We start from the raw sequence: 21,542 nt of genomic DNA, 5'->3' as shown, positions 1-21,542 counted from the left end.
TCAGCCTGCTTCCCGCGCTCGACTTGCATGTATTAGGCACGCCGCCAGCGTTCGTCCTGAGCCAGGATCAAACTCTCCAATAAAAGTTTTCCTGTTGCTCATTCATCAATGCTATCAAAATAGCGAATTGACGTACTGGTTGTTTTGTTCAGTTTTCAAGGTTCGAATAATATTTTTAATGGTGGGCCTGAGTGGACTTGAACCACCGACCTCACGCTTATCAGGCGTGCGCTCTAACCGACTGAGCTACAGGCCCCATTATGGAGCGGGTGATGGGAATCGAACCCACGACATCAGCTTGGAAGGCTGAGGTTTTACCACTAAACTACACCCGCAATATTTATTTTTTACTGGTCGGGAAGACAGGATTCGAACCTGCGACCCCATGGTCCCAAACCATGTGCTCTACCAAGCTGAGCTACTTCCCGGGCGTATGGTGCGCCCGAGAGGAGTCGAACCCCTAACCTTCTGATCCGTAGTCAGACGCTCTATCCAATTGAGCTACGGGCGCTTTTTTGCGACAAGATTTATAGTAACACATCCGCAAAATCTTTGCAATAGTTCTTTTAGAACTTTTATTGGTGCGGTCGAGAGGATTTGAACCTCCACGGGGTTAACCCCCACTAGGCCCTCAACCTAGCGCGTCTGCCGTTCCGCCACGACCGCATAAAATAAAATGGTGCGGGTGGAGGGAGTCGAACCCCCACGTCGTAAGACACTAGATCCTAAATCTAGCGCGTCTGCCAATTCCGCCACACCCGCAAAGGTAGTGGTGAGCCATGGAGGATTCGAACCTCCGACCCTCTGATTAAAAGTCAGATGCTCTACCAACTGAGCTAATGGCTCTCTTATTAAAATTAGAGAAACATAATAGATCATGGGTTTAGAACCAATTTTTTTGCTCTGTTTTATGGCAAATAAAAATGGCTGGGCCAGCTGGATTCGAACCAGCGCATCACGGGATCAAAACCCGATGCCTTACCGCTTGGCTATGGCCCAACAATCAACAATGGCGGTCCGGACGGGACTCGAACCCGCGACCTCCTGCGTGACAGGCAGGCATTCTAACCAGCTGAACTACCGGACCTACTAGTTTTGTTTGTAAAAAGAAAAAATGACCCGTACGGGATTCGAACCCGTGTTACCGCCGTGAAAGGGCGGTGTCTTAACCACTTGACCAACGGGCCATAATGGCGGAGAAGGAGGGATTTGAACCCTCGCGCCGCTTACGCGACCTACACCCTTAGCAGGGGCGCCTCTTCAGCCACTTGAGTACTTCTCCACTGGCTCCACCGGTAGGATTCGAACCTACGACCGATCGGTTAACAGCCGATTGCTCTACCACTGAGCTACGGTGGAATGTGTTAAAATGTGGTGTCTTTATTACGACGTTAAATATAATACAATGTTTTGTTCTTTTTGTCAAACCCTTTTTAATAACTTTTATGTGTAAGTTTGAAAAGGGCTGTCTTTCCTAAGGCTTATTTAATTTAACATGGTTTCAGAGTTTTCGTCAATATCTTTTTAAACCTTTTTTAGTTTACCCTTGCATTTACCACATCTATACTTTGACGTATCAACTCTTCGCTTTCTTTTATAAAGACGCCCGCACTGTGTACATTGATATTGATGAAGTCTTTCGTTTTCTTTTGATGGAAGTGGTCGACAGTGACGTGGAGCGTTCGTTTTTTTAAGTAATTCTCTAAAATCATGATCACGATGCTGATAACCTTTTCCTTCGACATGTAAATGATAGTGACATAGTTCATGTTTAATAATCCCGACTAAATCATCCATACCTAATTCATCCAAATACTTAGGATTAATCTCAATTCTTCGTAGCGAAGGTAAATACCGTCCACCTGTTGTTCGTAGACGCTTGTTAAATACTACCTCATCTTTAAAAGGTTTTTGAAAGGACTTTAATGAAATTTGTTTGACTAAGTGAGAAAGCTCTGTATTGTCCATAAAAGTACCCCGAATCATTAAGATATACATATTGTATCGTTAAAAAGTACTGTTCACAATAATAATTTAACTATACCAGAAAGAAAACCTTCCCTTTATTGGGAAGGCTATTCTTGAATTCAACAAAATACATATAAACCTTATTGATTGTTTTGCATAACATAAATATAAACCAATTTATTATGGAGGGGTACTATGCCAAATTGGTTTTTAAAACAAATGCAAAACGCATTTCGTAAAAAGGATATTTATCAAATTAAGATGTTAAACCAATGCTGGTTTTTTTATCAACGCAGGTTCGTCCATAATGAAAAATCACAAACATAATGCTTTAACACTATTTTACCTAAGGTTTAATCATAGTTAGGGCAATTCGTTCCCGGTCCATATTGACTTCGTCAATCCAAACCGTCACAATATCTCCTACCGCTACTACATCCAGCGGATTTTTAACAAAGTTATCAGAGAGCTTGGAAATATGCACTAAACCATCCTGTTTTACACCAATATCTACAAATGCACCAAAATCAACAACATTTCGAACTGTACCTTGTAATTCCATACCCGGCTTTAAATCTTCCATTGAAAGTACATCTTTCTTCAGAATGGGTTTTTCTAAATCATCACGTGGATCACGTTTTGGTTTTTTCAGTGCTTCCACGATATCTTGAAGTGTTGGTACACCAATTTCAAGCTGATTAGCCATTCCCCTTAACTCAATTTGATTTAATGCATCAACTAATTCTGTTTTACCTAAATCATCTGTGGATAATTTTAATTGATGTAAAAGATTTTTGGTTTGATCATAACTTTCTGGGTGAATGGGTGTGCCATCTAAGGGTTCCACACCATCCGTAATACGCAGAAAGCCAATTGCCTGTTCAAATGTTTTGGCTCCTAGGCGAGGAACCTTCTTTAACTGTTCTCTACTATCTAATTTACCGTTTTCGTCTCTATATTTGACGATATTATTGGCAACTGTTTTATTTAAGCCTGAAACATACTGCAGCAGCGATGCTGAAGCTGTATTTACATTCACACCAACTTGGTTTACGACTGTTTCAACGACAAAGGTAAGAGATTCACTAAGTCTCTTTTGACTTACATCATGTTGATATTGTCCCACACCAATCGATTTTGGATCAATCTTTACCAATTCACTCAGCGGATCCTGGAGTCGTCTTGCAATGGAAATAGCACTTCTTTCCTCTACTTTTAAATCTGGAAATTCTTCACGAGCGAGCTTCGAAGCCGAATAAACACTAGCTCCTGCTTCGTTAACAATAATATAGGAAATATCGAGTTCATGTTTTTGGATCATGTCTGCTACAAATTGCTCCGTTTCTCTGGATGCTGTTCCATTTCCTATTGCAACGATTTCCACCGGATATCCCTCAATCATTCGTAAAAAGGTTTTCTCAGCACCATCTTTATCATTTTTAGGAGGAGTAGGGTACATCACAGCAATGTCCCCTGCTTTTCCTGTTTCATCTACAACAGATAATTTACAGCCTGTACGATAAGCAGGATCGACACCTAAAACGGTTTTTCCTTTTAAAGGCGGCTGTAGCAATAAGTTTCTTAAGTTTTTGGAGAAAATTTGTATAGCATGTTCTTCTGCATTTTCTGTTAATGTATTACGGATTTCTCTTTCAATTGACGGACCAATCAAACGTTTGTATGAATCTTGTATGGCATTCACCAATACTTCTTTTATTTCAGTATTTGGCTTATCCAATACTTCATCTTGTAAATACATTAAGATCTGTTCCTCTGGTGGAATGATAGTAACCTTTAAAATATCCTCTTTTTCCCCACGATTAACAGCTAAAACACGGTGCGAAGCAATTTTTCGCACTGCTTCCTGGAAATCATAGTACATATGATAGATTCCCTTTTCATCCTGCTCTTCATTTTTCCCTTTTGTCTCGAGTAATCCCCGGTGGAGTGTGTCGTTTCTAATTTTTTCTCTAAACTTCGGTTCATCAGAAATCCATTCCGCAATAATATCATTAACACCGGCTAATACTTCTTCAATGGTTGTTAACTCATGTTCATCAGAGAAAAAGTCAAGAGCTTCAGTTTGTATATTAAGATCTGATTGGTTTTGGTAAACTTTTTCAGCTAAAGGTTCCAAACCTTTTTCTTTTGCAATCGTCGCCCGTGTTCTTCTTTTTTGCTTATACGGACGGTATAAATCTTCAACACGTTGAAGTTGATTTGCCGCAGTAATTTCCTGTTGAAGTTCATCTGTTAGTTTTCCTTGTTCATCAATTAAGCGAATAACCTCTTCTTTACGGTTATGTAGCTGAACTTGATATTCATACTTATCTTCAATTTCCTTTATTTGAACCTCATCTAAGCCACCCGTTGCTTCCTTCCTATATCTGGCTATAAATGGAACAGTATTCCCCTCTTGGAGCATATGAATGACTTTTTGTGTGATGGATTCTGATAGTTTTAATGATTGACTAACTTCTTTTACAATCATTTGTTCATTCGTCGCTTCCTTCAAAGTACTTCCTCCTCGATATTGTAAAAATCTAATCTACATCGCCATATTCATTTTACCAAAAGATAGGCAAAAAAAGAAAAAGGCTGTCATAAACTGTTTTTGACATGGATTAAAGGCCATAAAAAAGACCCTTCGAAAGGGCCTGGGAACTATATTTTATCATATCGCATTGCCATTAAGGTTGTGTCATCCGTTTGCTTTTCTTCATGAAACTTTGCATATGTGTTTGTAATTCCTGCTACATCCTCAAAGTTACTCATGCCTGTTAACAACTTTCGCTCATCAACACCATCCGAATACATTAAAAAAGTTTGACCTGTTTCAAGCTTCTCGCGGTTAATCTTGTATGGATGACCATAACCAGGCAAATACCCAGGAGTCGGAATGGTTCGCTTCTTCTTTCCATTAGTATGAATCAACGTTATACCAATATTGCCTATAGAAGTTAAAGAATAAGTATGTTCTATAAAATCAATTTTGAGAATACCTAATACAGCTCCACGCTTATGCATGAGCTGGTGGTTACATCGCTTGATTAAATGATCAATTGGTTCTGCATAATGATTTTCCATCACATTGATGACCGCTTCCGAAGACTCCTTCGCATCCTTACCACTTCCTAGTCCATCAGCTAAAACAGATATAAACTGCTTGTCTGTCTCCTTATAAAAAAAACAGTCACCGTTACAATGATTGCCTATTTTCGCTTCTTGAAACACCGATACCTCCATATTATAATTTTTACCACTCAAAATAAAACCTCCGGACTTTGTGACTGAAGGGCATCCCGAAGTTTTCTTAAAGCACGTCTCTGAAGACGGGATACATGCATTTGTGAGATGCCAAGACAATTTCCAGTTTCCTTTTGACTTTTATTATCAAAATAAATATACTGAATAATTTGCCGTTCACGCTGGGATAGTACGGGCATTAATTTCTCCAGTAACATTTTATAGTCGACCTGGTTATAACTGTCGTCTTTCGATCCTACTATGTCAAGAATCGACACCTTTCCTCCATCTGAATCTGATTCCATTTTCCGATCAGCAGATAATGCTCGGTAGCTTTGACTCATTTCCATCGCTTCCAGCACTTCTTCCTCACTTACATTAAGATAATCAGCAATCTCTTTTACAGATGGGGAATATTGCAGATTACTTGTTAGCTCATCAGCTGCTTTTTTAATTTTAGGTCCAAGTTCTTTGATGCGCCTAGGAACATGCACACTCCACGTTTTATCCCGAATGTACCGCTTCATTTCCCCTACAATCGTAGGTATCGCAAATGCCTCAAAGGATTTACCTACCGATGAATCATAACGTTTGATAGCTGCCATTAATCCTAGCATGCCAACTTGTACAAGGTCTTCATGGATGGAGCTATTCTTGGAATATTTACTCGCGATCGATTGGACTAAATTCTCAAACTCCAGAACCAGCATTTCATGAATAGCTTCATTATTGGGGTCCTCCTGCAATGTTTTAATCCATTTGTAAACTTCATCCTCGTAATCATTGTGTGGTTGAGATTTCGTCGTCATTCGATTCCACCCCATTTTTATGGAGATGTTTGGTCATTATAACTATCACGCCATAATCGTTATTTATTTCTAATTTATCCATTAACTCTTCAATTAAGAATAAACCAAACCCCCCTTCTCTCAACCCTTCGATGGATTCTTCAGGTCTATATGGTCCAATTTCCTGTTTGATTTCAGATAAATCAAAGCTTCCGCCACGATCAGCTACCATGATTTCCAAACGATCATGGTACAGACCAAATCCTATAGTGACTTCTCCGTCTTCTACCCCCTGATAAGCATGTTGAACTGTATTGGTTATCGCTTCTGAAACTGCTATTTTTAAGTCTTCAATTTCTTCAAATGAGAATCCCAGTCGATTGGCAATTCCTGAAATCGATAATCGAACAATCCCAACGTACTCCGGCTTGGCTGGTATTTTAATTTCAATAAAGTCAAAAGGTTCCTGCATTAGTTTCCACCCCGAACCGTATTTTCTATTTTAAAAACTTCTTTTAAGCCGGTGATATCAAACAATCTATATACACGCTCATGCAAATTCATTAAAATCAGCTCTGATTGATGTTCTTTAGCCGACTTCAAACCACTAATAAATACACCTAAACCGGTACTATCCATATAATTAATTTTCTCTAAGTCAACTCTAACGGAAACACCTTCTTCTTCAGTTAAAGGCAAAATCGTTTCTTTTAATTTCGGTGCTGTATACACATCAATTTCCCCTGATAGTTTGACATAATGAATGTCATCTGTTCGAGAAACATCAATACTTAAATTCATGTTCCGAACCTCCAAAAATTATTTTATTGACTTTTATGTACTTTCCCTTTCACAAATAAATTTAAACATTAAACCTTCTAGTACTTTCGCCTCAGAATAATTAATGTAAAGTCATCGCGTAAATCAAAATCCTGTAACCGTTCAAAGTAGCGATAAACCTGATCCACCATTTCCTGTGCAGATAAATGTATGTATTCCTTAATGACATCTACAATTTCTTCTTTTTGAATAAATTGATCTCCTCGCCTGCATTCCGTGACACCATCTGTAAACAAGATGACCATATCTCCAATAGACAAATATTTTGAATACTGTTGATACGTAACGTCCTTTTGAACACCTAATACAATACCCTTGGCTTCAATTTTTTCAAATGTATTAGATAATGCATGATAAAATAATCCTGGTTCATGACCAGCAGACGAATAATGGAACAAATGGTCTTCCTGGTTATAGTAACCGTAAAACATTGTAATGAACATCCCCGGCTCCACATTCCGTTCCACAACCCGATTTAATAGTTGCAATATCGTCTGCGGATTCGACAGATTAGCAGGAAACGTATCCAATGCATACTTTATCATGGACATACATAAAGCGGCAGGTATACCCTTTCCAATCACATCCGCAATGGCAACACCTATGTTTTTCTGATCATTAATGAAATGATAGTAATCCCCGTTCATCTGATGAGCCGCAACCGAAATGGCGCCAATATCAAGTGCACCATCATCGGGAATAACTGTGTTTAATAATGTATTTTGCATATTCGCTGCTACTTCAATTTCTGATTTTAGCTCAAACTGTTTTTCTCTTAATGCTCGAAATTCCTGATGGGCAATTCCATAGGAAATCATGGTTTCTAAAAGGAAATGAAGAGATAATCGCATTTCCTCAGGCAAGTCTGGATACAAATCCTGTAAGGCATCAATATGTATTTGGACAATTTCATCAGGAGATATATCTTGCTGCAAAGATCGTTTACTAAATTGATCAGCACGATATAATGCTCCTTCATCCTTTGTTGCTAAATAGTACTTTAATAAATTTTTGTATTTTTCCAAGACCATTTACTCCCCCTTAACGAAGCCACTTTTGAATCGTCACTTCGGTACCCTTACCTTCCTCTGAATAGATATCAAAATGATCCATTAACCGTTTAATTCCAGGAAGTCCAGCCCCTAATCCCCCAGATGTTGTATAGCCATCCTCCATCACTCTACTAATATCCGAAATACCCGGACCCTCATCCGAGGCTATAATTTTAATTCCTTTATGTTCCATATCTTCAATGTATTCAAAGCAAATTGCTCCTTTTTGTGCATATAAATATATATTTCTGGCTAGTTCGGATATTGCTGTTGCGATTCTTGCCTGGTCGACGGCACCAAAGCCTATTTGTTTTGAAAAATCCCGGCCTTGTTGTCGTGCCGCAACAATATCCCACTCTTTCTGTATAGGGATACAGGATTGGAAATGATTATCCATCATATTATTCCTCCAATTCCTGTCTCAATTTTATAAGACCCTGTTCTAAGTCAAGTGCTGTTGGTACATCTTTTAAATGTATTCCTAAGTCAATCAGCGTCATGGCTACAGCTGGCTGTATACCTGTTAGGACAACCTTAGCACCCATTAAATCAGACATCGATACAACGTCTCCTAATATTTTGGCAATATAAGAATCAATAATTTCTACGGAAGTTAAATCGATGACAACTCCTGTTGCCCATGTTTCATGAATTTTATTTAACAAATCCTCTTGAAACTGAATAGCCGTCTTATCATCTAACTCCGTTTGAATAGAAATCAGCAAATAGTTATGCAGCTTCAAAATTGGTATCCTCAAAGTTTCACTCCTTACCTAATGAGTCCAAAATATTCTCAACATCATCCTCTTCACCTACATTAACAACTCGACGCCCGGTAATTTCAAGGGCAGATCGAAATCCTTTTTGTAAAGAACTTTTTGTTGGGAAGTTCGATAAATCTATACCTAAATTGACAATGGTTTGTGCAATTTCAGGGCGGATTCCGACTAATATACAAGATGCACCAATTAATCGAACAGCCTCCGCTGCCTGAATAATATGATGCGCGACCATTGTATCTACTACAGGTACACCTGTTATATCCATTAATACTACTTCCGCATTGTGTTTTATCACACCATCCAGCAAATTTTCCATAATGAGCTTCGCCCGCTCGGTATCAATCGTACCAACAAGCGGCATTATCGTAATCCCTTCCATAACCGGAATTAAAGGAGCAGATAATTCCTGTAACGCCATTCTTTGAATTGATACTGTATTTTCCCAGTTGCCTGAGTATTCATTAACTAAGAAGTTAACTATAGGATCAATCCATTGATCAACACCTTCCAATATTTCAGTAAATTGCTGTGAATCTACTTCTTCACTTCTTTCTAAAATAAAATTCATTGTAACTCTACGGAACGCCTGCATACCTTCTGTTAAATAGCTCAGTGGCCATCCTAAATGGATTAACCTTTCAGAGAATTTGTGAAGGTCTTCGAGCATTCCTTCCTTTTCCACACTTGAAAATATCACATTTACAAATTCACGATTTGTACTTTCAAATAGTTCTTCGGAAATGGAAACTGTATAATTATCTGCCTTCTTTCGGTCAATCTCCGTCAGCCATTTTTTCACAATATGGTCACTATTCTCTAATACAATCTCACGTAAAAGCTTATCCAAATCGCCGGCCCCCTTAAAATTACTTGAAATATATGTAATTATTAAAAATTATTAAATAATTATCCACTTTATAATTTACCATGCTAAATTGAAAAATAAAAGCAGAACAGATTAGGTCAAACGTCTTGAAAATCTATATTCGAAACGCTATAAGACTTGATGGAACCATAGAGTGAAGTTGTTAAGGAGACATAAAAAAGATTAGGTAGATAAATAGGGGTAGATTTAACTACTATCAGGAAAAAGCAGATTATTGGAAGGGGGAAGAGCCCGTTTACCAAGGTACGGACTGGTCAAAGTCGGGGGAGATAAAGAAAAACACAACGAACGAATGTAGCCGAATGTTCCTATATCATAAAAAATAAAAAAGCTACTCTTTTGAGCAGCTTTAAAAGTCAATAAGTCCGAGACTAATTTGTAACGCTTCGTCAACACGGTTCATGAGAGTCTCGTCTAGTTGTGTAATTTTATCCGTTAATCGTTGTTTATCAATTGTACGTATTTGTTCCAGTAAGATTACCGAATCACGCTCAAACCCGTATCTTTTAGCATCAATTTCAACATGGGTCGGTAATTTAGCTTTCTGTATTTGTGCGGTAATAGCGGCAACAATACAGGTTGGACTAAAACGGTTACCTATATCATTTTGAATGACTAATACTGGGCGAACGCCACCTTGTTCCGACCCAACGACAGGAGAGAGATCCGCAAAAAAGACGTCGCCTCTTTTTACCATCAACAGATTTTACCCCCCGCTCACAAGGCGTTCAAGGGTATTTTCTGCCTCCTCTTCAGCTTGAAAAGCTTCAGATGCAATATTCAGATTAATATTAGCCATTTCCACATAACCGCGGCGCATTGTCTCTCGGATATCACGTTTCTTTTTATCATGCAAATACATCTTCATAGCTTGGCAAATCAAGTCATTTCGATCGCAGTCTTCATATTTTCTCAAGTTGTCTAATTCTTCAACCATTTGTTGTGGTAGTTTTACTACAATTTCTTGTGAACCCTCGGACACAACATACACCTCCACCATGAAATCGTAACAATTGTATAAATCCATTCCAATCATACCATTAAGGGACTTGCATTGCAAAGCTTTGGAAAAATTAAATCTCCTTATTAATCCTGGCAAATGCGCAACTCTCACCGCAACGTCTTACCATTTTCATATCTATTCCAATTTTACACAATTATGTTTTATTTTAAACGATTTTTTTCTAAATACAGTTTGTTTTCCACATCCATGATTTCCTGGTTGTGTACATAAACCCTTGGAACTCGGTAACTGATAGAACATGGGATTTCATATGTGATAGTTTCCAACGTATCGGCAATGTCATCTACTGTCACTTCTTCATCACCTTGCCTGCCAATTAAAGTGACTTGCTCCCCTACTGGATAAGGTCCATCCAGTCTGACCATAAACTGATCCATGCAAATCCTTCCTACAATCGGCATTTTCTTTCCATTAATAATGACATGCTGAGTATGAAGCCTTCGTATCCAACCATCGGCATATCCAACAGGGACAGTCCCTATCCATTCTTCACCCTGCGTCTCATACGTTTTTCCATAACTTATCCCCTCGCCTGCAGGTAGTTTTTTAACATGAATAAGCTTACTATGAAGAGAAAAAGCTGGTTGTAAATCAATAGGTTGAATCTGTTTAACAAACGGAGATGGATAGAGACCATACATACTAATCCCGAAACGAACAGCATCGAACATATCATTAGGATAACGCATACTCGCCGCACTATTCCCAGAATGAATCACAATATTATCATCTTTAACATAGGATTTTAGCATCCCTATACATTCGGTGAATCGTGATTGTTGATTACGATAATAGCTTTCATCTTCCTCATCAGCGGTAGCAAAGTGGGTAAAAGCACCAGTAACTTTAAAATGGGAATCGTCAAGCTCTTTAATCAGATCTTCCATTTCTTCTAAAGTACGGATTCCAATACGTCCCATTCCTGTATCGATTTTAATATGAACAGAAAGAGTTTGATTGAAAAGGTGAACCTTAGCTTGTTCTACCCATTCTTTCTGAAACACGGTAACCGTTATATCATTCTCAGCTGCAAGTTTTACATCCTCTGGACGAACCCAGCTCATAACGAGAATAGGAGCTTTAATTCCTGCCTCACGAAGCTTTAACGCTTCATCCAATAGAGTCACAGCAAGACCATATACGCCTTCTTCCAGGGCCGCATTCGCTACCTGAATATCACCATGTCCATAAGCGTTCCCCTTTACAACAGCAAAAATCTCCGTATCATCTGATAAGACCTGCTTTAATTGTTTAATATTATATTGAATCGCATCCAAATTTACCTCACACCAGGAATCACGATAAAACGGCTGTAAACTCATAATAAAGCCTTCTCTCGTTCTTTTTTCTTTCTATTATTCAACCTTAAAAGTAAAGTGTCAAGAAAGAAAAGCGAAGGCGACTGATTAGGCTCAACTGCATAAGCTGAATTCACGGAGTGACACACTTTTTCGCCACTAATGACTGCCCAGATCCAGAGACAGCAAGTGTACATAAAAAAGCGGAATACGAAAACCCGATTTTATGATGGTCTTATCGCCAAGCCCTTCCTTCGTGTTGTCTTTTATAATCTTGCAGTACCTGCGGAAACTATTTATCCAGTAGTTTTAGTAAAAAGGTCCTCTTTTATCAGGATTATCTTAGAGAAGAAGTGTAATCAAGTCTTTTAAATTGAGAATTCGGTCTATATTGCCATTTAATTCTGTCGATATTCATCACAATCCTTTTATGGTGCAAAAGATACCTGTTTGGGATTTAAGACAAATTCAGCATGCTGTCCTTATTCAAATGATTCACTTTAGTTGTAGTGAGTATTCTTTCAACCCACTCAGGATACCAATCGCTCACTATTATAATTCTCACTCTTTCCAATATTTCCGTCAACAAACCTAAATCCTGTCCATTCAGTATAATTCAGTCTATTATCTGTCTAATCCCGTCACCTAACCAAATTATTCATTCCCTAACGAGTACAGTTCAGGCTTTTTCTGTTTACTCTAAGGATATGTTAAAGCTTATGGTTAATTTTCTACCAAGTTGATTTCGCGAGACTCCTGCGGGAAGAACTGTATACAGGAGACCCCACAAACGTATGTTGACGAAGCTCCCGACCACCTGCTGAAAGCGAGCACACTGGAGGGAAAATGGGTACCTATGGTGAACATGAGCCTATTCTAAAAACAATCACAAACAAAAACAGACTCATGGATTGTGGGAGCACTCCGATAAAACAGTCCAAACGCCACCACTATTTTCGGAGTAAAATCCATGAGTCCGTACTGCTTTTTCATTTACTTAATTCCCTTACCTTCTACAGAGGAAGCAACTTCAATCATTTCTTCACGTGTTAAATCTTTACTGGCTAAATAAAATCTTGTATTATCCTTACTCCATTCAACAGATTCTTCCGTCATGACTCCCACGGTAGCACCTAGACTAATAGGACTTCCCTGTACATTAACCGGAGAGGTAATACTGGTAGGATACGATTGATATTGCTCCTGAATCAGTGTAAAGCTTTTATCTCCCTCATAAGTAAGAATAACGCGGGTCCCATTCTCGAACTCGGTTTTCTTTTCTTCTGCTAGTGAAGTCCCTTCTGGTAAATTCACTGGATAAAGAACTTCCAATGTCTCTTCTTCTTCTGAATTTGCCATTGCTGGTACATTCATGACACTGCTTGTTAAATTCTTTTGCGTATCAAAGTCATCTTCAGCAAATTCAGGATCAAATTCAAAGGATGAGAACGAAATTTCAACTAAGGACTGATAATCCTTATCCATCACTTTTACCATCACTGGCTTTAAAGTATCCTTTGAAAATGTGATTTCCTGATAAGGGAGATTATTATTGCTTTGATAGTTCGTTTTGGTTGTAAATACGTAATGGTTATCGGTTTGTTTAAATTCTGATTCCTGATCATTGACCACATCTTTAACTAATGATGCGAATAGATAAGGCTGGCTGCTATTATCCGGCCATTCACTTTGAAACTTAAAACTCTTGTTTAACGCAGGTGTTAAAACAAAAACCCCTTCCTTGTTTTTAAGGATAATCTGATTTCCCTTTTCACTGCTTGGGTTATTTAATTCTACACGATACATATCGTTCTTTTGGTGCCAAACACCAATCTCATAGCTTTGCACATCTTCCCCTGTCTTTAATTCCATCTTTGCCTGTGCCTTATATCCACTCATTTCTTCTACTTTATCTTCCAGAGAACTAATGACATCCTCTTTAGATTTTTCTCCACAAGCAGACATAAAAATGAGTAGAAAGACTGCCAAGCTCCAGAGCAAATGTTTTTTCTTCATGTTCACAACTCCTTTGCCTCATTTCGAAACAAAAAGGGAACGTATTTTTTACACCGCAAACATGAGCATGTACGATTTATCCTTATCGATTTTTTATTCTTTTAACTCATTTCCACAACATCATTGTCCATTTTTTGTAAATTACCCTCCTCCATTCTAAGCGTTTCTCATATTGTCATCACAGGCATTTGACATGCCAATCATACATGTCCCATTTGTAACGCGGTGTTTACCTTTGTCCCCTTTTACCCGCACTAAAATATATGAGACAAACTATCCGAATATGCAGACTAGCCTTCCTGAATCACAACTTCTGCAATAACAATTTCTGTACTATGCGAGATTGACACAAGTGTCCCCTCTTCTTTCCTACCTTTAACAAACACTTCAGGCTTCCCTTGAAAATTAGGCAGTATTTCAATATCCTGAAATGAATATTCCTTTCCAATACCTGTACCTTGTGCTTTTGAATAAGCTTCTTTAGCAGCAAACCGTCCTGCCACGAATTCTACTTTACGTTTCCAGGACGTTAATCCTTCAAATAACTCCATTTCCCGATCCGAAAGAATCCGCTTAGGAAAACGATGATTTCTTTTCACTGCTTTCTCAATTCTATTTATTTCAGATAAATCAACACCAAGTCCTTTAATCACAGCAATCCTCCACTCTCCTTATTGATAAAGATTGTAATGGCTTAGAGCTTTCAATAAATTTTGATAAAATAAGCAAATGAGCCGTATGAACAATAAAAAATATGTATAATATGAAACAAACTATACTAAATAGGTGATGCTATGTTTATTCGTACAGAAAGTTTTCAGGAATTTCTTCGTTTTTATCCCGTGGTTAGTGTGATAGTAGCGATCAATCTCGGTTTATGGCTACTGACTGAATTTTTGCCCATTCCGTTTTTTGATTCAATACGATTTCTTGGCCTCGGGCAAAATGGACTCATATCCAACTACAATGAATATTGGCGATTATTTACTGCCATTTTCTTTCATTTCGGTTTGATGCATGCTATTTTCAACTCATTTTCGCTTGTTTTATTTGGCCCTGCTCTCGAAAGTATGCTAGGTAAAGTTAGATTTATCCTCTTATATGCACTTTCAGGTGTTATCGGAAATCTAGCCACCTTATGGTTAGGATCGATGGAGCTTACCCATGCGGGAGCTTCTGGTGCAATTTTTGGGTTATTTGGCACTTATTTGTTCATCATACTCTTTCGTAAAGAGTTGCTTGATTATCAGAGCACCCAGATCATTACGGCCATTATGATTATTGCTCTCATTATGACATTCCTGCGTACAAATATAAATATTTATGCGCACATCTTCGGGTTTATTGGCGGATTTGCATTAGCGAATATCCTCTTAAGTGGGGTAAGAAAACATTCAAATTGGTTATAACTTTTAACCGGCTATTCGAGTGAGTAAGGCTACCTACTCCTTAACGGTGGCCTTATCTGATTATCATATTCGGGAAATACTCTGGAATACAAATGAGATTGTCCGGTGTATTTCCCTTTCATACATGATAAAATAGTAGAAAATCTATAGTCTCTGCTGGAGGAACGTTTGAATGGACAAAAGAGAAATTACACCATATATCGCTGTTACGGTTGGCGTACTTAGTGTTTCAACCGCTGCAGTATTCGTTAAATTGGCCGATCAAGCTCCAGCCTCTATCATTGCCAATTATCGACTCCTATTCGCTGTTCTCATTATGGCACCGTATATCTTACTCAAACGACGTCATGACTTTCCCTACATCTATGTAAAGGACTGGGGCTTGTCCATCCTTGCCGGAATCTTTTTAGCCTTCCATTTTATTCTTTGGTTTGAATCCTTAAATTACACTTCCGTAGCAAGTTCAGTTGTATTTGTCACCTTACAGCCGATTTTTGCTTTTTTCGGAACCTATTTGTTTTTTCATGAACGTTTTACTTATGGGGCTATTATTAGCATGATCATTACAATGACAGGCAGCGTGATTATAAGCTGGGGAGACTTGTAAATCAGCGGAATTGCATTATTTGGTGACATGCTTGCACTATTGGGAGCCGTTATGGTAACAGGGTATTTTTTATTGGGGCAAAATGTAAGAAAAAGAGCTCCCCTGGCAACCTATACCTTTATTGTATATGGAATAAGCTCCATTACATTAATTGTTTATAATCTTATCCTTCAACAGCCTTTTTTTGGATATGACCTTGATCATTGGCTTGTGTTTTTAGCTTTAGCCATTATTCCAACCTTTCTCGGTCATTCCCTATTCAATTGGGCTATCAGATGGGTAAGCACCTCAACTATTACTATGGGGATGCTATTTGAACCTGTTGGAGCATCCATCTTAGCGTATTTTATATTAGGAGAATACGTAACCTGGTTCCAGGTTCTTGGAGGCTCGATTGTCATCTTTGGTATGATTTTGTTTATCTTAAGTACTTCGCGGGTGCCAGCAAGCACTATGGAAGAATAAAAAGAAACAGATTATTTTTGATTGAAGGAGTGGATACGATGAATATCCAATTAATGACTGATGGTGGAGCCGATATCCCAACGGCTCTACAGAAAAAATTAAATATTGCTGTTGTTCCTCTTAACATTCAAATCAATGGAGAAACGTACAAAGTTAGTCCAGATTCAAAAATTGAAAATTACTATACGCTTATGGAGGAAGCAGAAGAGCTACCAAAGTCCTCTGCTCCAGGCCCGCAGGATTTTTATGAAGCTTATAAAAGAGTAGATGAAAACAAACCGATTTTAATGTTATCTATTTCAAAAGGTGTGAGCGGTACCTACCAAAGTGCTGTCATGGGAAAAGACATGCTCTTAGATGAAGAGCCAGATCGTCAAATTGAAATCATCAATACAAAAACAGCATCATGTGGAATAGCTTTGCTGCTTCATGAAGCGGGAAAAAAGCTTGCACAAGATGTTCATTTTCACAATCTGGTCAGCCATATGAGGGAACGTGTTGAAAAGCTTTCTACCCTATTTGTGCTCCGAACCCTCGATAACCTTATAAAGGGTGGTCGCCTGGATAAAGTAAAAGGAGCCATTGCCAAAACACTGAATATTAAACTTTTATTACACGCAACAAATGAAGGAACCATTGATGTTGCCGAAAAAGTCCGGGGCAATAAAAAAGCGATGAGAAGATTTGTTGAGCAAATCGGGGAACAAACCAAACATTTTGGCACGATATCACTGGCACATGGAAACAGTAAAGAGCGGGCAAATAAAGTTCTTGCTGATATTAAAGAAAAATACCCATTCCAAAATTCCCTCACCATGGACATGGGCCCCCTAATCGCCACATACTCCGGCGAAGGAGGCCTCGTCATCTCCTTTTTTAGGGATTAAGAAAGGCGGAGGCGACTGGTTAGGTCCGACTGCATAAGCAGAATTCACGGAGTGGCATGCTTTTGGCCACGCAGTGGATTCTGCTTATGACTGCTTGGACCTAGGAGCCGCAGCTAGACATAGAAAAGCGGAGGCGACTGGCACAAGCACATAAAAGAGGCTGATAAAGCCCCCTTCTTTACAGGGTGTTGCTATCAGCCTCTTTTTACATTTTGAAGTTTTTCATAAAGGAGCTCATCTGTTTTACGATTGGAGATACTTGATTCACAGTATCAACCACTTGACCCACGGTAGAAAATACCTTATCAAAGTCCATTTGTCCATTTTGATCCTGAAAGGCTTTTATAAAATTTCCACCCTTAGGATAAGTCCCTCCCATATAGTTTGGCGGCATAGAATTTTGTCCTATAGGCATTGGAGGCTTTTGAAATGATTCATATGGAGAATTCATTCCTGGATAAGACTGTGGTTGATTAGGTGATTGATAAGGATATTGGGGTGGATACATGGGCTGAAATGGGTCAGGCTTTTGGCTCCAATTGCGTTGCATACAAAACACCCCCTTGTGGTACCTCATTATAATTTATGAAAAAGGTAAACGGGGTGTGTGATGATTTCCATATGAAGGCTTTAACTCCGACCGATAAGACGTTCTAGCTTTCCTTTTTGATAACCTAAAATTCGCTCATCTCGAACATAGGTTACTGGCGTAGCATAGACTTTATCGGCCTGAAGCTCTTTTAAGTATGGGGGATGTTTTGAAATATTTTTTTCTTGAAAAGGTACATCCCATTGATTTAATAGTTGCATCACATTCTGGCTTTGCTCACAGTTATCACTTGTATATACCAAAACCTCATTTTGCCTCACCAGCGATCACCTCAATTAACATGGTGTCAATGCTGTCCTGTCATTATTGTTACCCTTCAATAAATTATCTTAAACTTCGTCCTTAAGACCAGCTGTAAAAAGGCACTGATTCTATCCAGTGTCTTAAAATGATTTAAGCCCATCTGATAAATATGATATTATGCCTTTATATAGTCTGGACGAGCATAAAAAGGAGATGTAAAATATGCTACAAGATACCGGTGAGCGCGTCATACCTGATAATATGGATTCAATGAATATGCTATTACTTGAGCATTTAGCCCGTTACCAATTTTCATTACCACATGTTCATGGAAGAGTATTAGATCTTTCATGCGGTGCAGGATATGGAACTCAGTTCATTGCAAAACGGTTAAAAAATGAGATCCATGAAGTCATTGGTATAGATATTGATAAGGATGTTATTCATTATGCAAAAGGGAGATACCATCATCCCAAAGCCAGTTATTATGTCAAAGATGCCACTGACCCTTCGCTCCCACAACAATTGGGGCAATTTGACAGCATTATTAGCTTTGAAACCTTAGAACATATTGCTAAGGAGGAAAAACTTCTTCAAAATTATTATCAGTTGTTAAAGCCTGGTGGGACATTAATCGTCTCGACTCCTTTTGGTAAAGGAAGAGGCAAAAAATGTGGTTCGCCTTTCCATGTCCACCAATTAACCCCAGGCGAATTTCGTGACTTATTTACTTCCTATCAAGAGGTATCTTTTTTCTATCAAAACGGTGTATTAATTGAACCCCACCCACCTAAAGAGGGGGTTTACTATCCGCTTGGTATTGCTGTATCTAAGAAGTGAATAGCTATTTCTTAACGATGTCACCACAAATCATAATGACATTCTCATCAGGATCGCTAATGTAAAACCATCCAAAGTTACCATGTGCCTCCACTTCACGTACTATTTGAATCCCCTCCTGCTTTACCCATTTGTAGGTAGCATACAGATGACTTGAAAAAAAGTTGAAAGCAGGGTGCTGAGAGGGGCTAAATTCAAATGCTGGATCGAAAGTATGGTCATCTAATGTCATATATACCCCTTCCTTTAAAGGCATATTGTATACAGGTGACTGCACATTTTCCGCATAATAGGGTAAATTAAGCAGCTTACTATACCATGAGGCAGACCTTTTTAAGTCTCTTACATGTACAAACACAGCATGAACAGATTGATTTAAATAATTAGACACGCTCCATTCTTCCTTTCATTTTAACGTTATTTCATCCGGGATAATCGTCATCCTGCTAAATCGTGTGTAGAGAATGAGGACAGCGAAAACAACACTTATCCATGGATTTTGAATACTAAAGAAAATGATAACCATACCCATCATTCTTCCAGCAAAAAACCATTCGTTTCCATTCCAAATTCCCATTAACCGCCTTACTTTTGGAGCAACGCACATCTCTAAGTCGAAGGAGACCCATAGAAAGTAAAGCACTACATTACCCAAAATGGCCAGTAAGCTTAACCCTTTCAGAAAATGCATGCCACTAAAAATAATGATAAAGAAAATCAACACAAACACAAACCACTTGTAATAAGATTTGAACCATTCTGTTACTCGCCAGGGAATGAAACGGGTTATGGGCTGTTGAAATTGATACATAAACATACTGCCTGAGATTTGATTGAGGACAAAGATTCCAAGCGCTATAGCTATACCAAGCTGCCATTCCCCTTGAAACCCAAATACAACTACCAGTAAAAGTATTACTCCTATTGTTCTTATGACTACTTCTAGTTGATCTTTAAATAAAGAGCGCCACAGGCGGACCGTTATTTTTGAAATCTGATATTCAAACGGCCTACTTGCTTTTTCCCCTTGCAAAACCTTCGTTAAGAATTGATACTTTCTCGAAGGTTTGATAGATGTTTTTGTCATTTGTTGTACAACCATCATATTCCATATCACGACATCACTGAAGCTTATCACCTTAGGCCAATCTACATTCTTTAAGGGATGGTTCATAGATAAAAAGATTGTTAATAAAAACCCCAGGATAAAACCCACCCACATTACCGGGATAACAGGAATAGAAGTAAACAGCACCATTGTCCGTAGTCCTATTAATAACACTATAGAGAAAAGAGGAATCCATATCTTATTGATCCCGTTTATCTGAAAAAGCCTCCATTGTATAACCCGTCCTAGTAATTGACCACACAAAAGGGCTATAAATAGTAAGCCAGTTGTTGCAAAAGTTACGGGCGTGAAAATATACAAAATCAAATGGATTAGAAAAAGCTGAACAACCGTTTTTATCATTGTTTCGATAACGTTATAAAGCCAGATCTTTTCTCGTGAATAAGGAAGCAGGCTTAATTGAAATTCAGTCGTTGTTACATAGAAGCCAGGATTACGGAAGGATATAATCAAGGAACGAATAATTATAGCAATAAAAAATGTAAAGACCCATTCATAAGATAACTGTTCAAAGATTGTAAAAAATTCAAAGCTATGGAACCAATCCCTGATGGCAATTAAGCTAATGAGACCAAACACAGATAAGTATATCGCTAACGTAAGATCCATAAACATATTGATAACCTGCTTATATAAAGCCAGCTTTTTTTTAAAGCGATTTCTTTTCAGCCATTTCAACGTGGGGTATAAGGAAGGAACATTACTCATCTACTTCCCTCCTTGTTAATCCACTAAATTCCTGTATATCCCCAGACTCAGCTATCATTCCATCGGCTAGCAATACATATTTATCACAAAGATCTGTAACTTTCTCCATCTGGTGGGAGGTTAGTAAAATCGACATTCCCTCTTTATTTCTTCTTTTTAGTTCGTCCAATAAGAACTGTGTGGCATAAATATCTAATCCCATAAAAGGCTCATCAATCAAAAGTAAAGGAACATCAGGAAGCAGCGCACAAATCGTTTGAACCTTTTGACGCATTCCCTTCGAAAGTGCCTCAGGGAACTCACTCAGTTTATCCTGGATTTCAAATTCACTCGTATAGTATTTAATACGGTTTTCCAGTATATCATTATCCATTTGATAGCTAGCTCCATATAATTGAAAATGCTGATAGACCGTTAGCTCTGTCATTAACAATGGTTCTTCAGGTATGTAAGAAAAGAGCGTTTTGAAGTAGAGAAAATTATCATCCTGAGACACTCCTTGAATATAAATCTCCCCTTGAAGTTTCTTATACCAGCCCATGATGGCCTTCATAGTTGTTGATTTCCCTGCCCCATTGTGTCCTATTAGCGCAAGAATTTTGTTATTCGGAACGTGGAAACTGATATCTTTAATAATCGTCTCATTTTGAATGGATAACTGTAAGCTTTTTACTTCTAACGCATTCCCCATTTATTTACACCCTTTTATTTTTTATATGATTACGTATTTATATGGCTAATGGT

At 38.3% G+C, this 21,542-nt stretch carries 24 protein-coding genes, 12 tRNA genes, 1 rRNA gene and 1 pseudogene; 5 read left to right on the top strand and 33 right to left on the bottom strand.

From position 1 onward, the window contains the following. The 14 genes from BMX63_RS04800 to BMX63_RS04735 all read right to left on the bottom strand — a co-directional run. Positions 1-83 (bottom strand): 16S ribosomal RNA (locus BMX63_RS04800); the annotation flags it as partial. Between the two features lie 96 nt (positions 84-179). Continuing rightward, positions 180-256 (bottom strand) — tRNA-Ile (locus tag BMX63_RS04795). Between the two features lie 5 nt (positions 257-261). Then, positions 262-335: transfer RNA gene (locus tag BMX63_RS04790), tRNA-Gly, on the bottom strand. A gap of 16 nt (positions 336-351) precedes the next feature. After that, a tRNA-Pro gene (locus tag BMX63_RS04785) sits at positions 352-428 on the bottom strand. Positions 429-434: 6 nt separating this feature from the next. Beyond that, a tRNA-Arg gene (locus BMX63_RS04780) sits at positions 435-511 on the bottom strand. 68 nt (positions 512-579) lie between these two features. Continuing rightward, a tRNA-Leu gene (locus BMX63_RS04775) sits at positions 580-666 on the bottom strand. Positions 667-677: 11 nt separating this feature from the next. Beyond that, positions 678-762: transfer RNA gene (locus tag BMX63_RS04770), tRNA-Leu, on the bottom strand. Between the two features lie 8 nt (positions 763-770). Next, positions 771-846 (bottom strand) — tRNA-Lys (locus tag BMX63_RS04765). A 78-nt stretch (positions 847-924) separates the two neighbouring features. Further along, positions 925-999 (bottom strand) — tRNA-Gln (locus tag BMX63_RS04760). Between the two features lie 11 nt (positions 1,000-1,010). Continuing rightward, positions 1,011-1,087, bottom strand: a tRNA-Asp gene (locus BMX63_RS04755). Positions 1,088-1,115: 28 nt separating this feature from the next. Then, positions 1,116-1,187, bottom strand: a tRNA-Glu gene (locus BMX63_RS04750). A 4-nt stretch (positions 1,188-1,191) separates the two neighbouring features. Next, positions 1,192-1,282: transfer RNA gene (locus BMX63_RS04745), tRNA-Ser, on the bottom strand. A gap of 2 nt (positions 1,283-1,284) precedes the next feature. Continuing rightward, a tRNA-Asn gene (locus BMX63_RS04740) sits at positions 1,285-1,359 on the bottom strand. A gap of 165 nt (positions 1,360-1,524) precedes the next feature. After that, positions 1,525-1,968 carry a SprT family protein gene (locus tag BMX63_RS04735; RefSeq protein WP_093132470.1) on the bottom strand — a complete coding sequence of 148 codons (444 nt, stop codon included), beginning with the start codon at positions 1,966-1,968 and terminating at the stop codon, positions 1,525-1,527. A gap of 195 nt (positions 1,969-2,163) precedes the next feature. Here BMX63_RS04735 and cmpA point away from each other — a divergent pair, with 195 nt between their 5' ends. Then, positions 2,164-2,295: a cortex morphogenetic protein CmpA gene (gene cmpA, locus BMX63_RS04730; protein ID WP_093132468.1), complete on the top strand. Its 132-nt coding sequence runs from the start codon at positions 2,164-2,166 to the stop codon at positions 2,293-2,295. A 19-nt stretch (positions 2,296-2,314) separates the two neighbouring features. On the opposite strand, the gene BMX63_RS04725 is transcribed toward cmpA, so the two are convergent. The 14 genes from BMX63_RS04725 to acpS form a co-directional block, all read right to left on the bottom strand. Beyond that, the gene (locus BMX63_RS04725) at positions 2,315-4,459 is read right to left on the bottom strand and encodes a Tex family protein (protein ID WP_093132524.1); all 2,145 of its coding nucleotides are present in this window, start codon (positions 4,457-4,459) and stop codon (positions 2,315-2,317) included. 173 nt (positions 4,460-4,632) lie between these two features. Next, positions 4,633-5,235, bottom strand: a complete 603-nt coding sequence (locus BMX63_RS04720) for a SpoIIE family protein phosphatase (RefSeq protein WP_245732717.1) — start codon at positions 5,233-5,235, stop codon at positions 4,633-4,635. Beyond that, complete coding sequence (gene sigB / locus BMX63_RS04715; protein ID WP_093132466.1) at positions 5,232-6,023, bottom strand: RNA polymerase sigma factor SigB; 792 nt, start codon at positions 6,021-6,023, stop codon at positions 5,232-5,234. Before sigB ends, BMX63_RS04720 begins: the two co-directional genes overlap by 4 nt. Continuing rightward, the gene (gene rsbW, locus BMX63_RS04710) at positions 5,995-6,474 is read right to left on the bottom strand and encodes an anti-sigma B factor RsbW (RefSeq protein ID WP_093132464.1); all 480 of its coding nucleotides are present in this window, start codon (positions 6,472-6,474) and stop codon (positions 5,995-5,997) included. The genes sigB and rsbW overlap by 29 nt, the downstream gene beginning before the upstream one ends. After that, entirely contained in the window at positions 6,474-6,803 is a 330-nt protein-coding gene (locus BMX63_RS04705; RefSeq protein WP_093132462.1) for an STAS domain-containing protein, read from the bottom strand. Before BMX63_RS04705 ends, rsbW begins: the two co-directional genes overlap by 1 nt. A 77-nt stretch (positions 6,804-6,880) precedes the next feature. Next, positions 6,881-7,873, bottom strand: a complete 993-nt coding sequence (locus BMX63_RS04700; RefSeq protein ID WP_093132460.1) for a PP2C family protein-serine/threonine phosphatase — start codon at positions 7,871-7,873, stop codon at positions 6,881-6,883. 10 nt (positions 7,874-7,883) lie between these two features. Next, positions 7,884-8,294 (bottom strand): anti-sigma regulatory factor, encoded by a 411-nt coding sequence (locus BMX63_RS04695; RefSeq protein WP_425441449.1) that lies wholly within the window; start codon positions 8,292-8,294, stop codon positions 7,884-7,886. A gap of 1 nt (position 8,295) precedes the next feature. Next, a complete protein-coding gene (locus BMX63_RS04690) occupies positions 8,296-8,652 on the bottom strand; it encodes an STAS domain-containing protein (protein WP_093132458.1) in 357 nt (118 codons plus the stop codon). Between the two features lie 4 nt (positions 8,653-8,656). Further along, positions 8,657-9,523: an RsbT co-antagonist protein RsbRA gene (locus tag BMX63_RS04685; protein ID WP_093132455.1), complete on the bottom strand. Its 867-nt coding sequence runs from the start codon at positions 9,521-9,523 to the stop codon at positions 8,657-8,659. A gap of 388 nt (positions 9,524-9,911) precedes the next feature. After that, on the bottom strand, positions 9,912-10,262 hold the full coding sequence (locus BMX63_RS04680; RefSeq protein WP_093132453.1) for a type II toxin-antitoxin system PemK/MazF family toxin: 351 nt from the start codon (positions 10,260-10,262) through the stop codon (positions 9,912-9,914). Between the two features lie 6 nt (positions 10,263-10,268). Next, the gene (locus tag BMX63_RS04675) at positions 10,269-10,562 is read right to left on the bottom strand and encodes an antitoxin (RefSeq protein WP_093132518.1); all 294 of its coding nucleotides are present in this window, start codon (positions 10,560-10,562) and stop codon (positions 10,269-10,271) included. A 164-nt stretch (positions 10,563-10,726) separates the two neighbouring features. Continuing rightward, a complete protein-coding gene (gene alr / locus BMX63_RS04670; protein WP_093132451.1) occupies positions 10,727-11,908 on the bottom strand; it encodes an alanine racemase in 1,182 nt (393 codons plus the stop codon). Positions 11,909-12,877: 969 nt separating this feature from the next. Next, positions 12,878-13,900: a LolA family protein gene (locus BMX63_RS04665; protein WP_093132449.1), complete on the bottom strand. Its 1,023-nt coding sequence runs from the start codon at positions 13,898-13,900 to the stop codon at positions 12,878-12,880. Between the two features lie 290 nt (positions 13,901-14,190). Further along, entirely contained in the window at positions 14,191-14,553 is a 363-nt protein-coding gene (gene acpS, locus BMX63_RS04660; RefSeq protein WP_093132447.1) for a holo-ACP synthase, read from the bottom strand. A gap of 141 nt (positions 14,554-14,694) precedes the next feature. Here acpS and BMX63_RS04655 point away from each other — a divergent pair, with 141 nt between their 5' ends. The 3 genes and pseudogenes from BMX63_RS04655 to BMX63_RS04645 all read left to right on the top strand — a co-directional run bounded on the left by BMX63_RS04655 (position 14,695) and on the right by BMX63_RS04645 (position 17,268). Next, positions 14,695-15,309, top strand: a complete 615-nt coding sequence (locus BMX63_RS04655) for a rhomboid family intramembrane serine protease (RefSeq protein ID WP_093132445.1) — start codon at positions 14,695-14,697, stop codon at positions 15,307-15,309. A 172-nt stretch (positions 15,310-15,481) separates the two neighbouring features. Then, positions 15,482-16,381: pseudogene (locus BMX63_RS04650) on the top strand (DMT family transporter). Between the two features lie 38 nt (positions 16,382-16,419). Continuing rightward, on the top strand, positions 16,420-17,268 hold the full coding sequence (locus BMX63_RS04645) for a DegV family protein (RefSeq protein WP_093132443.1): 849 nt from the start codon (positions 16,420-16,422) through the stop codon (positions 17,266-17,268). Positions 17,269-17,473: 205 nt separating this feature from the next. Here the strand turns inward: BMX63_RS04645 and BMX63_RS04640 are convergent, their stop codons facing one another. After that, positions 17,474-17,818 carry a YppG family protein gene (locus BMX63_RS04640; protein ID WP_177167181.1) on the bottom strand — a complete coding sequence of 115 codons (345 nt, stop codon included), beginning with the start codon at positions 17,816-17,818 and terminating at the stop codon, positions 17,474-17,476. Positions 17,819-17,898: 80 nt separating this feature from the next. Next, positions 17,899-18,138, bottom strand: a complete 240-nt coding sequence (locus BMX63_RS04635; RefSeq protein ID WP_093132439.1) for a glutaredoxin family protein — start codon at positions 18,136-18,138, stop codon at positions 17,899-17,901. A 205-nt stretch (positions 18,139-18,343) separates the two neighbouring features. Between BMX63_RS04635 and BMX63_RS04630 the strand changes: the two genes are divergently transcribed. Continuing rightward, the gene (locus BMX63_RS04630) at positions 18,344-18,961 is read left to right on the top strand and encodes a class I SAM-dependent methyltransferase (protein ID WP_093132437.1); all 618 of its coding nucleotides are present in this window, start codon (positions 18,344-18,346) and stop codon (positions 18,959-18,961) included. Between the two features lie 4 nt (positions 18,962-18,965). Here the strand turns inward: BMX63_RS04630 and BMX63_RS04625 are convergent, their stop codons facing one another. Genes BMX63_RS04625 through BMX63_RS04615 form a run of 3 tightly spaced genes read right to left on the bottom strand, consistent with a single transcriptional unit; the run spans position 18,966 to position 21,489 of the window. Next, the gene (locus tag BMX63_RS04625; RefSeq protein WP_093132435.1) at positions 18,966-19,352 is read right to left on the bottom strand and encodes a VOC family protein; all 387 of its coding nucleotides are present in this window, start codon (positions 19,350-19,352) and stop codon (positions 18,966-18,968) included. A 15-nt stretch (positions 19,353-19,367) separates the two neighbouring features. Beyond that, on the bottom strand, positions 19,368-20,798 hold the full coding sequence (locus BMX63_RS04620; RefSeq protein WP_093132432.1) for a hypothetical protein: 1,431 nt from the start codon (positions 20,796-20,798) through the stop codon (positions 19,368-19,370). Then, positions 20,791-21,489 (bottom strand): ABC transporter ATP-binding protein, encoded by a 699-nt coding sequence (locus tag BMX63_RS04615; protein WP_093132430.1) that lies wholly within the window; start codon positions 21,487-21,489, stop codon positions 20,791-20,793. The genes BMX63_RS04620 and BMX63_RS04615 overlap by 8 nt, the downstream gene beginning before the upstream one ends. Positions 21,490-21,542: the final 53 nt, after the last annotated feature.

It is taken from the genome of Salinibacillus kushneri, from assembly GCF_900111405.1.
GTDB classification, from domain to species: domain Bacteria; phylum Bacillota; class Bacilli; order Bacillales; family Alkalibacillaceae; genus Salinibacillus; species Salinibacillus kushneri.
Note: the sequence above shows the minus strand (reverse complement) of the source record. Positions and strands in the feature narration are given on the sequence as shown.